The sequence below is a fragment of the Adhaeribacter terreus genome, assembly GCF_042657365.1.
In the GTDB taxonomy this organism is placed as follows: domain Bacteria; phylum Bacteroidota; class Bacteroidia; order Cytophagales; family Hymenobacteraceae; genus Adhaeribacter_A; species Adhaeribacter_A terreus.
Window position 1 is genome coordinate 89,399 of record NZ_JBHSKT010000007.1, and the last position, 13,769, is coordinate 103,167.

11 protein-coding genes are annotated in these 13,769 nt (G+C 45.2%); 3 read left to right on the forward strand and 8 right to left on the reverse strand.

What is annotated here, in order from left to right; genetic code table 11:
- Positions 1–153: 153 nt before the first annotated feature.
- The 5 genes from aspA to ACFPIB_RS12515 form a co-directional block, all read right to left on the reverse strand.
- A complete protein-coding gene (aspA, locus tag ACFPIB_RS12495) occupies positions 154–1,560 on the reverse strand; it encodes an aspartate ammonia-lyase (protein WP_378017798.1) in 1,407 nt (468 codons plus the stop codon).
- A 193-nt stretch (positions 1,561–1,753) separates the two neighbouring features.
- On the reverse strand, positions 1,754–2,347 hold the full coding sequence (locus ACFPIB_RS12500; protein ID WP_378017799.1) for a hypothetical protein: 594 nt from the start codon (positions 2,345–2,347) through the stop codon (positions 1,754–1,756).
- A 151-nt stretch (positions 2,348–2,498) separates the two neighbouring features.
- Positions 2,499–4,310, reverse strand: a complete 1,812-nt coding sequence (typA, locus tag ACFPIB_RS12505) for a translational GTPase TypA (protein WP_378017800.1) — start codon at positions 4,308–4,310, stop codon at positions 2,499–2,501.
- 188 nt (positions 4,311–4,498) lie between these two features.
- On the reverse strand, positions 4,499–4,999 hold the full coding sequence (locus tag ACFPIB_RS12510) for an endonuclease domain-containing protein (protein WP_378017949.1): 501 nt from the start codon (positions 4,997–4,999) through the stop codon (positions 4,499–4,501).
- A 119-nt stretch (positions 5,000–5,118) separates the two neighbouring features.
- Positions 5,119–6,651 (reverse strand): SulP family inorganic anion transporter, encoded by a 1,533-nt coding sequence (locus ACFPIB_RS12515; protein WP_378017801.1) that lies wholly within the window; start codon positions 6,649–6,651, stop codon positions 5,119–5,121.
- 351 nt (positions 6,652–7,002) lie between these two features.
- Between ACFPIB_RS12515 and msrB the strand changes: the two genes are divergently transcribed.
- Both msrB and ACFPIB_RS12525 read left to right on the forward strand, forming a co-directional pair.
- Positions 7,003–7,539: a peptide-methionine (R)-S-oxide reductase MsrB gene (gene msrB, locus ACFPIB_RS12520; protein WP_378017802.1), complete on the forward strand. Its 537-nt coding sequence runs from the start codon at positions 7,003–7,005 to the stop codon at positions 7,537–7,539.
- 141 nt (positions 7,540–7,680) lie between these two features.
- On the forward strand, positions 7,681–8,058 hold the full coding sequence (locus ACFPIB_RS12525; RefSeq protein ID WP_378017803.1) for a hypothetical protein: 378 nt from the start codon (positions 7,681–7,683) through the stop codon (positions 8,056–8,058).
- Between the two features lie 87 nt (positions 8,059–8,145).
- Here the strand turns inward: ACFPIB_RS12525 and ACFPIB_RS12530 are convergent, their stop codons facing one another.
- Entirely contained in the window at positions 8,146–8,667 is a 522-nt protein-coding gene (locus ACFPIB_RS12530; RefSeq protein ID WP_378017804.1) for a hypothetical protein, read from the reverse strand.
- Between the two features lie 448 nt (positions 8,668–9,115).
- Between ACFPIB_RS12530 and metG the strand changes: the two genes are divergently transcribed.
- Positions 9,116–11,167: a methionine--tRNA ligase gene (metG, locus tag ACFPIB_RS12535; RefSeq protein WP_378017950.1), complete on the forward strand. Its 2,052-nt coding sequence runs from the start codon at positions 9,116–9,118 to the stop codon at positions 11,165–11,167.
- A gap of 339 nt (positions 11,168–11,506) precedes the next feature.
- Here the strand turns inward: metG and ACFPIB_RS12540 are convergent, their stop codons facing one another.
- On the reverse strand, positions 11,507–12,214 hold the full coding sequence (locus ACFPIB_RS12540; RefSeq protein WP_378017805.1) for an ABC transporter ATP-binding protein: 708 nt from the start codon (positions 12,212–12,214) through the stop codon (positions 11,507–11,509).
- A 192-nt stretch (positions 12,215–12,406) separates the two neighbouring features.
- On the reverse strand, positions 12,407–13,660 hold the full coding sequence (locus ACFPIB_RS12545) for an ABC transporter permease (RefSeq protein ID WP_378017806.1): 1,254 nt from the start codon (positions 13,658–13,660) through the stop codon (positions 12,407–12,409).
- Between the last annotated feature and the right edge of the window lie 109 nt (positions 13,661–13,769).

The window sequence follows — 13,769 nt, forward strand, 5'->3', positions numbered from 1 at the left end:
TCTAAATAATGATCTTTGTCATTTTCTGAATTGCTTCCCGCTGAGCCTGTTAAAGCAGGAATATTATAAAGAAATTTCGGGTTGCTGATTTTTATAAAAAAAAGCCAGCCGGTTTGCACCAACTGACTTTTCAGGCTTAAAAGCATAGCGTTTTTACCGGATGAAAACCGGGCGGATCAGGTTTTCGAAAGTGAAGATCTCATCCCACTTTTCCTGGGTAATTATTTTGCGTTCGTTCACAGTAATATCATAAACAGATTTTCCGGTGAGCAGGGCTTCTTTGGCAATTTCGGCGGAAAGCTCGTAGCCAATTACCGGGTTTAGCTGCGTAACAATGCCAATGCTGTTACGCACCATACTTTCGGTGTGTTGGGCATTGGCCGTTATGCCCACCACGCATTTTTCGCGGAGCGTGTTGCAGGCGTTCGTCATGTAAGCGAGCGAGGTGAAAAGCGCGAAAGAAATAACCGGCTCCATCACGTTCAGCTGTAATTGTCCGGCTTCGGCGGCCATGGTAACAGTTAAGTCGGCGCCGATCACGTAGAATGCGGTCTGGTTCACAACTTCCGGAATTACGGGGTTTACTTTGCCGGGCATAATGGAAGAACCAGGCTGCATAGGTGGTAAATTGATCTCGAACAAGCCGGTGCGCGGTCCGGAAGAAAGCAGGCGCAGATCGTTGCAGATCTTCGAGACTTTTACAGCCGTGCGCTTTAAAACGCCGGAAAGTTGTACGTAGGCGCCGGTATCGTATGTGGCTTCTATCAGGTCGTGCGCTAAAGTAAGTTTCAGGCCTGTAATGTCGCAGAGGTGTTTGGTTACGAGTTCGGCATAGCCGGCGGGCGCATTTACGCGGGTACCAATGGCGGTGGCCCCCATGTTTATTTCCGAAATCAGATTCTTGCTGTCTTCAATGCGCAGCAATTCTTCGCGTAAGGTAGTTGCAAAAGCGTTGAATTCGTCGCCCATGCTCATCGGTACGGCATCTTGAAGTTGCGTGCGGCCCATTTTCAGCACATTCTTAAATTCCACCCCTTTCTGCGCAAAAGCTTCGGCTAAGGAACCTAAAGCATGGCTGTAAACGGTTAAACGATTGATGAGTGCAATGCGGAAAGCAGTAGGGTAGGCGTCGTTGGTAGATTGCGAAAAATTAACGTGGTTGTTGGGGTGGCAGAAATCGTATTCGCCTTTTTCGTGGCCCATCATTTCCAATGCTACGTTCGCAATTACTTCGTTGGCATTCATGTTTACCGAAGTGCCCGCGCCGCCCTGGATCATATCGGTTAAAAACTGGTCGTTGAATTCGCCGGCAATTACGCGGTCTGAAGCAGCAATAATATAATCGGCAATTTTAGGGTCTATTACGCCGAGATCGCGGTTGGCCATGGCTGCCGCTTTTTTTACGTAGCCTAAAGCCTGCACAAAAACCGGTTCTACTTTAATGGGAATGCCGGTAATATTAAAATTCTCGAGGGCGCGTTCCGTCTGAATGCCGTAGTAAACGTTTTCCGGAATGGCGCGTTCGCCCAAAAAGTCGTGTTCTATACGCGGTTTTTTCATAGCCTGATGTTAGCGGGAAGATTAAATCCTTAAACCTGAATATAACGGTTTAAGTTAAGGTTTTTTCAAATTGTAATTTTTATTTTACTGGAAGGCTGGTGCAGGGTATAAAGAAAAACTCCCGATGGCTGCCGGGAGTTTTTAAGAGGAAAATGATACCGTTTTTCTACGTCGGAATCTTTCGGAATTAATTTTAATAAAGCTTGAAGCGGGGCGTCGTTACTTCGTAGGTTTCGCCGTTTTTTAGTTTATAGATCACTTTAAACGATTGGTATTCTTTAGGGTCTGGTTTTTCCTTTAGTTTTACGGTAAACTCCTGAAAGTTTATTTGCTGACTGTTTTCGATTAGATAATTAGAAACCGGCAAACTATTTATTAAGATCGCATTTGTAAGAGTATCGCCGGGTAGGAAATCTGCATTATATTTCCCCAATGAGATCATATAAAACCCTGCTAATATTTCTTCTGAGCCTTTATAGCCTGCACTCGGACAAGGTTCTACATCGCGGGCAAAAGCTCGTGGGAAAATTGTAAGGCCGGGTTTCGGAATTACCCCATAGTATTCAGCTTTTAACGTGCCCGTTAAATAAAAATCATGAAAATTCGCCGAATCCAGGTCATTCAGATTTCGGTTAATATAGCTTCCGTTTTGTAATTCATACGAGTTTGCCTTCACTCCTAAGCCGGTAATATTAAAGAAGCGATTGACTTGTGGACACTCCTGGCCATTGTCGCAAGCTAGTTGCAGGAGCGGGAAAATCAATAAAAGCAGAGCGACTTTTTTCATGGATTTTGATACCGTTTTTAAAGCTTTTAAATATACTTTGAAAGGTAACTTAACATTTTGCAACATCCAATCAGTGCAATAAAAAAGTCCTGCTACATATTGTAACAGGACTTTTTCGTATTAAAACCATACCGTTTTCACGGCAGGTAAATTACATAGCTTCTACTTTTTTCTCGTAGCGTTTACGGTCGTTTTCGTCTAACCAGATCTTACGCATCCGGATAGATTTCGGCGTTACTTCCAGGTATTCATCTTTCTGGATGTATTCCATGGCTTCTTCCAGCGAGAATTGTTTCTTAGGAACGATCTTCACGTTGTTGTCAGAGCCGGAAGCACGCATGTTGGTCAGCTGCTTGCCTTTCTGAATGTTTACCGTTAAGTCGTTACCGCGCGAGTGCTCGCCAATTACCTGACCCATGTAAACATCTTCACCTGGCTCTACGAAGAATACACCACGGTCCTGCAGTTTATCGATAGAATAAGCAGTACCCGGACCAGTTTCCATGGCAATTAATGAACCGTTGATACGGCCCGGGATCGGACCTTTAAATGGTTCGTAGCTCTGGAAACGGTGGTTCATGATCGCTTCACCGGCAGTTGCTGTTAAAACGTTATTACGCAGACCGATCAGACCACGCGCAGGAATATTGAATTCCAGGTGTTGTAAGTCACCTTTCGGCTCCATGATGGTCAGTTCACCTTTGCGCATGGTTACCAGTTCAATTACTTTACCAGCAACTTCGTCCGGAACGTCAACTACTAAATGCTCAATTGGTTCGTGACGTTCGCCATCGATCTCTTTGAACAATACCTGCGGCTGACCTACCTGTAATTCATAACCTTCACGACGCATCGTTTCGATAAGAACTGACAAGTGAAGAATACCACGGCCATAAACCAGGAACGTATCTTCTTTGTCGGTTTCAGCAACGCGAAGTGCTAAGTTTTTCTCGGTTTCTTTAAACAGACGCTCACGTAAGTGGCGGGAAGTTACAAATTTACCTTCTTTACCAAAGAACGGCGAGTTATTGATCGTGAACAACATGTTCATGGTCGGCTCGTCGATCGAGATACGCTCTAATGGCTCCGGATTTTCGAAGTCAGCAATAGTATCGCCAATGTCGAAACCTTCGATACCAGTTACAGCGCAAATTTCGCCGGCAGAAACTTCTTCTACTTTCGCTTTGCCTAAACCTTCAAAAACCTGAAGTTCTTTGATCTTTACTTTTTTCATGCTGCCATCACGCTTGCACAGCGTCATGTTAGCGCCTTCCTTCAAAGTACCGCGGTGCACACGACCAATGGCGATACGACCTACGAAAGAAGAATAATCAAGGGAAGTGATTTGCATCTGCGGAGTACCTTCACGGAACGGCGCCTGCGGAATTACTTCAATAATAGCATCTAAAAGAGGCGTGATGTCTTCGGTTTTGTTGTTCCAGTCGGTGCTCATCCAACCTTGTTTCGAAGAACCGTAAAGCGTAGTGAAGTCTAACTGGTCTTCGGTAGCGCCTAAGTTGAACATCAGGTCGAAAACCTGCTCATGTACTTCATCAGGGCGGCAGTTTTCTTTATCTACTTTGTTTACTACCACAATTGGCTTCAAACCTAAGTCGATGGCTTTGCCCAGTACGAAACGGGTCTGTGGCATGGCGCCTTCAAAAGCATCAACTAAAAGCAATACGCCGTCAGCCATTTTCAATACACGCTCAACTTCACCGCCAAAGTCGGCGTGACCAGGCGTATCGATTACGTTGATCTTTACACCTTTATAACGAACGGAAACGTTTTTAGAAACGATGGTGATACCGCGTTCGCGCTCCAGGTCGTTGTTGTCCAGGATCAGGTCGTCGAACTGCTGGTGCTCGTCAAAAAGCTTAGAAGCGTGGATGATCTTGTCAACCAGGGTCGTTTTGCCGTGGTCAACGTGGGCAATAATGGCAATATTACGGATACTTTGCATTGAGTTTTTATATCAGGCCGCAAAGGTACGAAGAAAAAATCGTTTTTATAGGCAATTTTTCTAACCTTTACAAACTGCTGTTTCGTGTTTAGTTTTTTAGTTGATAATGATACCGTTTCAGAGGTATTTGTGTGGTAACGCAGCGGTTAGGCAAAAGAGTTCAAACCCCACCCCAGCTCTCCCTTAATTCAGGGGAGGAAGCTTTTTCGGGAATGTGTTTTGGAAACGCTATGGTTTTGTTGCTTAAAACTCTGGGTGAGTTTTAGGTAGCTTTTTGTCTTTGGAAATTTTCTACAATTGTTCTTAAAACGGCATCCGGATAAATGAAAATTGCTTCGTTTGGGAAATCGCAGAACTTTATAATTCAGTTGCTGCAGGCGGGCATTTCTTATTTCGTCATTTTCGAAAATCTCCTTTTCAGCATGATGGACGCCGTCCAGTTCAATAACTAACATTTCGGAAGCGCAATAAAAATCGACAATGAAATTTTCGATGCTATGCTGCCGCCGGAATTTTCTTCCAAATAATTGTTCCTTGCGCAAAAGCTGCCAAAGCGTTTCTTCGGCTGAAGTTTGATTTTTGCGAAGTTCCTGTCGGTTTATTTTTAAGTGCGGCAGGTTATGGATCTCGTATTTAGTCAGTGTTGCAGATTTCCGGCAGCAACGCGTTGATCTTAGCAGTAGTTCCACCCCACCTAAATCCTCCCCTAATTCAGGGGAGGACTTTCGACGCAAAATGCGTGAGAAATTTCAGCGAAGCTGAAAAAAAAGAAGAAGCTCCCTCCCCTGTTTTTAGGGGAGGGGTGGGGTCAAGCCAGTTTATCTGTAACCACCGCATAATGCGGATCTTCCAGGATATTTACGTCTATAACGGCGTCGGCATTTTTGAGCAGCAACAAGCAATCAGGGCTCAGGTGTTTTAAGTGCAGCTTTTTGCCGGCTTTCAGGTAGCGTTCGGTTAGTTTATTCAGCGCTTCAATACCGCTCATATCGGCTACGCGGCTTTCTTTAAAATCGATTATCACTTCCTGCGGATCGTTCATGACATCGAACTTTTCGGTGAAATTCACGACAGAACCAAAGAAAAGCGGGCCGTAAATTTCATAATGTTTCACGCCGTTTGCATCTGTGTATTTCCTGGCGCGAATGCGTTTGGCGCTTTCCCAGGCAAAAACCAGGGCAGCAATTATAACGCCGATCAATACTGCCAAAGCTAAATTATGCAGCCAGATGGTAATTACTGCCACGAGTATGCCCACAAAAATATCGTGCTTCGGCATTTTGTTTATGATCCGGAAACTGATCCACTCGAATGTGCCGATAGCCACCATGACCATTACACCAACCAAAGCTGCCATCGGCACGTTTTCGATAACCGGCGCACCCACCAGAATAATTACCAGAATGGTAAGTGCCGCAATTATGCCGGAAAGCCGTGCTCTGGCGCCGGCGCTTAAATTTACCAGTGTTTGTGCGATCATGGCGCAACCACCCATGCCGAAGAAAAAGCCGTTCAGAATATTGGCACTACCCTGTGCCACACATTCCTGATTGCTGCGGCCGCGCGTACCGGTTATTTCATCTACCAGGTTCAGCGTAAGCAAACTTTCAGTTAAAGCTACTCCGGCCATTATTAAGGCATAAGGGAAAATAATTTGCAACGTTTCGAATGTAAAAGGTACCTGCGGAATATGGAAAGGCGGGAAACCACCGCTCACCGAAGCAATATCTTTAACAGTTTTGGTATCGATGTTCAGGCCCATAACCAACGCAAAAACTACGATTATAGCAACCAGCGATGGCGGAACAGCTTTGGTGATCTTCGGAAGAAAAACAATAATGGCAATGGTTAAAGCCACAAGCCCCAGCATGGTGTAAAGCGCCTGACCGGCAAGCCAGGTTGTTTCGCCGTTTACCACAGATTTAAATTGCTCCAGCTGGCTCATGAAAATGATTACCGCCAAACCATTTACAAACCCGAACATAACCGGTTGCGGCACCAGTCTGATGAATTTGCCAAGTTTAAAAATGCCCACCAGAATTTGTAAAACACCAGTTAGAGCCACTGCTGCTAACACATATTCCAGGCCGTGGCTTTGCATTAAAGCAATTAAAACTACCACCGTAGCGCCCGCACCGCCGGAAACCATGCCGGGTCTTCCGCCAAAAGCAGCCGTAATCAAGCCCATTATAAAAGCGGCATATAAACCAACCAGCGGTGGAAATCCGGCCAGAATGGCAAACGAAAGCGACTCAGGAATCATGGTCATGGCTACGGTAAGGCCGGCCAGGATCTCAACTTTATAGTTAATTTGCTTAAAAGCAGGTAAACTGAAATTCATAAATTTTTGGAAAAGGAAATGCTATGCCTTAGCGCCTAAAAAGTATGGGCGTTAGATATTATTGTTACTTAAAATATTTGCTGGAATTATAAAAAGCAGACAAACGCAACAGCCGGGAAGCTACGCAGAATAATTGCCTGAAAGCAGGGAAAATCAGTGTGGGGCAGAAGCCAAAAGACTGGTAAGGTTTTTCATTGCGGGTGCAAAAATACGAAATTTAATGCGCTTTTTAAAACAGAAGTCGATTCCAAACTTTTTGCCTTGCTTAAACTTATTAATAAAGAGCGGCTTTCTATTTCTTTTATAACAAGATCATGTTTGCCTTTCCGGAATTTAAAATCGAACTAAACCATGAAACAAGTATTTATTTTTCTCCTCCTTCTGAATTTCAGTTTAACAGCCTGCGGCCAGAAAAGCGACACTAAAAACGCTATGCAAAATGGGCAAAAAAGTCCGGGCTATGAGGGAATAAAGATCACTAAAAGTCCGAAAACCGGCCGGGATACGGTTGTGAAATCTGAGGCCGAATGGCGAAAACAATTAACGCCGGAACAATTTGAAGTAACGCGCCGCAAAGGCACCGAAACACCTTTCCGCAACAAGTACAACAGCAACAAACAAAAAGGAATTTATAAATGCATCTGTTGCGGGTTAGATCTTTTCAGATCGGAAACCAAATTCGAATCCGGAACCGGCTGGCCCAGCTTTTACGATAAGATCGGCAACAATGTAAAGGTAGCGAAAGACAACCGCATGGGCATGACCCGTGACGAAGTATTGTGTAACCGCTGCGGCGCGCATTTAGGTCACGTTTTCGACGATGGGCCGAAGCCAACGGGTTTGCGCTATTGCATGAATTCGGCGGCGCTGGATTTTGTAAAGAAATGAAAAACCAAATCTGGCTTGCAGCACCTTTTAGTAGAAATATAAGGATTTTAATAAACCGTTTGTGCTGCAGTAATTTCAGGAGCGCACCCGCCCGAACTTCCAACAATAAAGCTTGCCGGAGCGTAAAGCCTGAGAAAATAGATGCAGATGGAAACCGCAGGTAAATTGTTTGAAAAATTATTGAAGTTGCCGGCCATTGGCGCTTTGGCTTTTTGTTTTATGCTGGCTTGCTCCACAGTAAAAGAGCAGGGCGAACCCGATGTAACGGTTACGCCAGCCGTAATTTCAAACGATGCCCAACGCCAGGCTATTTACGAACAAGGCACTGAAAGAACCATCCGGCAAAATGCCAACCCGATTCCTACCGGCGATCAGTTACGCCTGAGTGAAAAAGCCAGCGAAACCAACCGGAAACAGAACATTGAAGAAGGCAGTAACCCGAATGCGCCGGCTAATGTACCAACCGAAGAGCGCCCCCGCCAGATGCGCAACGTTGGGAACGATACCATTGTAAGATAATTCCGGAAACGATATACTTTAAACACAAAAAACCGGCTCTTTTAGTAAGATGCCGGTTTTTTTGTGTTTGTTTATCAGATCTGGTACTTATTCTACCCCGGTAGTTTCGTTGCTTGCAGCAGAAGGAACATTTTCGGAGGAGGCAGCCGGACGGCGACCTCGTCCGCGACCAGTGCTGGTGGTAGTGGTTTTGGTAGTACGAGTAGTGCTGGTGCGGCCGCGGGTAGCGGTGGTTGCACCAGCCGGTTTACGGCCCCGGGTTGTTGTGGTGGTTTTGGTAGTAGTTTTAGCAGCCGTTGCAGTGCCGGTTTTTCTGCCACGTTTTGGTTTTGCTCCGCCGGTCAGTTCTTCAAATTGTTCTGCGATCGGTTCCAGCATTTCTTCGCTCACATATTCGGAGCTATCCTTAAATTTGCGTTTAGCGTCTTTTATCAGGCTTTTCAGCGTTTTCTTGCTATCTTTTTTCAGTTCTTTAATAGCTTTTTTCAGCTTTTTATCCATATCGCGTTCCAGCTGTTTGGTAGCTGCAGCCAGCGATTTTTTGCCGGTTTTTTTCTTTCCCGGTTTTTTCTCAGAGCTTTTAGTGCCTTTCTTATTTTCTTTTTTCATAGTAAGCGGTTATTAATAAATAGTAGATCGTTGCTGGCTTTGCCAGAAAATTCAGGTTCAGAATAAATTATTAACTTAAAGAGCCGTTAAATTTTAGATATTCAGATATTTAGATGCAGTAATATACGGGATTTGAATTGAAAAGGTAAATTAATTTAAGATCAATTACTGAAAATAGTTGCCGGTTTTGCTAAACTGTTACCAGAAAGAACTTTTCGTAAAGCAGTGTTACTGAAAACGCTATGGTCTCGGCTATAAAAAGTAAAGCATTTCAGCCCTTTATTCAGCCTGCTTTTTGTGTATCTTTGCACGTTTTTCAGAAACCGGAAAGCAGTTTTTTGCCCGAAAATCCTACCGTTTTTAAAGATTTTTAAGTTGGCAGCTTTCAATTTCTGAAACTCGATTTGTAAGAAAACTGAAATTGAATTTCAGATCTTCAAATTTTCAAATCTCCAAATTGAAAGAAATGCAACCGAAAAGATATACCGTTACCGCCGCCCTGCCATACGCCAACGGACCCGTACACATTGGCCACGTAGCCGGCGTTTACCTTCCCGCCGATATTTACGTGCGTTATTTGCGCTCCAACAACCGCGACGTGAAATTCATTTGCGGCTCCGACGAACACGGCGTTCCAATTACGATCCGGGCCCAGAAAGAAGGCGTAACGCCGCAGCAGGTGGTAGATAAATACCACAAATTGATGGGCGATGCGTTCCGCGATTTCAACATTTCCTTTGATATTTATTCGCGCACTTCCAACCAAACGCACCACGAAACCGCTTCCGGATTTTTCAAAAAACTGTACGAAGAAGGCAAGTTTGTTGAGCAGGTTTCGCAGCAATATTTCGACGAGAAAAATCAGCAATTCTTAGCCGACCGTTACATTGTAGGAACCTGTCCGAAATGCGGCAACGAAAATGCGTACGGCGACCAGTGCGAAAGTTGCGGAAGTTCGTTGAATGCCACGGACCTGATCAATCCGAAAAGCATGCTGAGCGGCGAAAAACCGGTGATGAAGGAAACCAAACACTGGTATTTGCCTTTAGATCAATACGAAGGCTGGCTGCGCGAATGGATCGTGGAAGGCCACAAAGACGATTGGAAAACCAACGTGTACGGCCAATGCAAAAGCTGGATCGATGGTGGTTTGCATCCACGTGCGGTAACGCGAGATCTGGATTGGGGCGTACCGGTTCCGGTAGAAGGCGCCGAAGGCAAAGTGCTGTACGTGTGGTTCGATGCGCCGATCGGTTACATTTCGGCTACTAAAGATCTAACCGATGATTGGGAAAAATACTGGAAAGATCCGGAAACGAAGCTGCTGCATTTCATTGGCAAAGACAACATCGTTTTCCATTGCATTATTTTCCCGGCGATGCTTAAAGCGCACGGCGATTTTATTCTGCCAGATAACGTACCAGCCAACGAATTCCTGAACCTAGAAGGCGATAAAATTTCTACCTCCAGAAACTGGGCCGTTTGGCTGCACGAATACCTGGAAGAATTCAAAGGCAAAGGCGACGTTTTGCGTTACGTTTTGTGCGCCAACGCCCCGGAAACCAAAGACAATGATTTCACCTGGAAAGATTACCAGGCGCGCAACAACAACGAGCTTTTAGCCATTTTAGGCAACTTTGTAAACCGGGCTTTGGTGCTTACGCATAAATATTTCGAAGGCAAAGTTCCGGCTAAAAACGAACTGACCGAAATGGATAAGCTGGTACTGGATGAAATGTCGAAATTCCCGGCGTTGATTGCCGCTTCCATAGAACAATACCGTTTTAAAGAAGCCTTACAGGAAGTAATGAACCTGGCGCGCTTAGGGAACAAATATTTAGCTGAAACCGAGCCCTGGAAACTAATTAAAACCGACGAAGCCCGCGTTCAAACCATCCTGAATATTGCCCTGCAGATCTGCGGTTCGTTAACCATTGTAATGGAGCCATTCCTGCCAACTTCGGCCAAAGCTTTAGCCGATATGCTGAACATTCATTTAGGCAAATGGGAAGAAGCTGGCACGGCGGAATACATTTTACCAAACCACCCGATTGGCGAAGCAAAGCTGCTTTTTGAAAAAGTGGAAGATGCCACGGTAGAGAAACAGGTCCAAAAACTGCTCGATACCAAAACTGCAAACCAACTGGAAAACGCGAAAGCAGCGCCGGCCAAAGAAAACATCAGCTTCGACGATTTTCAGAAAATGGATATCCGGATCGGAACCATTCTGGAAGCCGAAAAAGTAGCCAAAACCAAAAAACTGCTGAAGCTGAAAGTAGATACCGGCATTGATCAGCGCACCATTGTAAGCGGCATTGCGGAGCATTTCGTGCCGGAAGCCATTGTTGGACAGCAGGTAGCCGTTCTGGTAAATCTAGCGCCGCGCGAAATAAAAGGAATTGAAAGCCAGGGGATGATCTTGATGGCGGAAAATGCGGATGGTAGTTTAAAGTTTATGCAGCCTTCGGCGGTGGTTAATAATGGAAGCGGGGTGAGTTAACTGTTGGCCTAAGTTTTATTCATTGATCAAAAAAAGTAGCGCAGGGTTTAAACCCTGCGCTACTTTTTTATTTTGTTTTGCACAGCTGACAATAACCACTCCCGAACCCCTCCTTGAAAAGGAGGGGAGTTGCCGCACTGCTGAATTTTAACTTCAGAAATTTGTAGCAAACGGCAGAAAACGTTATGCTAATAGGCTCAAAAAGTCAGAAAATAGCAGGAACCAAAAGCTCCCCTCCTTTTCAAGGAGGGGTTCGGGGTGGTTATTTCACTGCCGCTGGAAATAAAGAAAATGCCGCCTTAATGATTTAAAAAATCAGTACTTTTTTCAGCCCAAAACCTACCGTTTTTCCGGCCGCACTTTATTCTCGTGGCTACCGATTATCATGCCGTCATTCATTTCTACAATACGATCGGAATTAGCGGCAAAATCTTCGTCGTGGGTTACGGTGATAATGGTTTGGCCGAGTTCGGAAGTTATTTGCCGGAACATATCGAAAACTACCTGGGAATTGTAGCTGTCGAGGTTGCCGGTTGGTTCGTCGCCCATAATGATGGCGGGATCGTTGATCAAGGCTCTGGCAATGGCTACGCGCTGCTGCTGTCCGCCGGAAAGTTTGCTGGCCGGTTTGGTTGCGTGTTCTTCTACACCGAGCAATTTCAGTTTTTCCATGGCGCGCGCTTCTATTTCTTTCTCCGGATATTTACCCAGTTTCAGCGCGGGGATCATCACGTTTTGCAGCACTGTAAACTCCGGTAAAAGGAAATGAAACTGAAAAACAAAACCAATGTGTTCGTTGCGGAAGCGCGCCAGTTCGTTCTGAGTTTTTCCGGTCAAATGCATACCATTTATTTCCAGCGTGCCTTCGTAATCAGTATCCATGGTGGAAATGACGTAAAGCAAGGTAGATTTCCCGCAACCAGATTTTCCGACCAGCGACAAAAACTCGCCCTGCCGCACTTCCAGGTTAATGTCTTTCAGTACCTGAAATTTCTGCGGCTCATAAAAGTATTTGTTTACATGGTCAGTTTTCAGTACTGTTTTCATAGCGTTTAATATTGTCTGTCGCCATCACATTTTGCGGTCATCCCGAGCGAAGCCGAGGGAACTAACGCATACCGAACTTTCTGAAAGAGATTTATTACTTCGCTCAAATTCAATAGTAGTACCCATAAGTTTCCTCGGCGTTGCTCGGAATGACGCAATAAATTAATTTCTCATTCAGTCAATCATACAAAATCATTGTCCCCGAATAATCTCAATCGGATCAATTTTGCCGGCGCCGCGACTTGGTAAATAACCGGCAATGGAAGTCGTTCCCAAACCGAAGATCAGGCCGATGATGTAGAATTTTGGGTTAAAGTTTACCGGTAAATGGTTGATGCTGATAAAATCGCCGCCGTTGAACGGAGCCAGCGAAATAAGGTAGGAGAGTCCCAAGCCAATAATTAACCCGAAAATGCTGCCGAAAAAACCAATAACCAGCGACTGGATCATGAAAATATTCCGGACATCGCGCGCGCCGAAACCGGTAGCTTTCAGAATGGCGATGTCTTTCATTTTGTTGTGGATCGTCATGTTCAGGATATTGTAAATGCCGAAGCCTGCCACAACTAAAAGTGTGATGGAAACCGAATAGGTGAGAATGTTGCGGATGATCGAACCGGTTAAAAAGGTCGCATTGGCAGTTTCCCAGTCTTCGGCTTTGTAGCCAAAAAGCTTCTGCAATTCTACGGCTTTGGGTTTTGCCAGATCGATGTCACGGAGCTTTACGTTGATATCGGTAATGTAGCTCTGGTCTTTCTGCAGGATCTTTTGCACCGTGGAAATATTGGCGTAGGCTTTCGTGTTGTCGATGGTGCCCAGGCCGAACTGGAAAGTGCCCACAATTTTCAGGGTCATGGTATAGCCTTCGGGCGTGGTAATAATGATGCGATCGCCGACCTGCATGTTCATTTTTCGGGCCAGGCCGCTTCCCACCAGGATGCCATCGGAAGAAGTGAGCAAATCTTCGAGCCGGCCGGTTTTTATTTTGGCGCGCAGGTTAAAAAGTTTGTCTTCCTCCATAATATCTACGCCGGCAATATTTCCTGGCAATTGCACCGGACCATAATTGTAAAATACCTGCGAAGTAAGCAACGGCGCAGCGCCTAAAACTATTGGATCGCGGCGCAACAAATCGGCCATCTGGAAAGCATTTCTTAGCTTGGGCGTTTCCTTTTTCGGCTTCGGATGATGGACAACTTTCAGACTTTTATTATTCGGTAAAGCTTCTTCCAGAATACTGGGCCGCGGCTCGGTTACATCGTTGTAAATCCGGATGTCGGGCGTGGAGGTCATCGTCAGCTCTTCTGTGAAATTGTTCAGACCGGTCATTAAACTAACCATCGCAATGAACATCGCAATGCCAAACGTTACGCCCAGCATTGCCACAATGGTTTGCTTCGGTTTGGCGTAAAGGTGCGTTTTGGCTATTTGAAATGCGAGGTTCATTATTTTGGTTTTTCTGAGTTTTTTAGTTGAATTCGATACCGTTTTTACGTCAATTTATCAGGTCATCCCGAACGAAGTTGAGGGAACTAGCGCATACCGAACCTTTAAG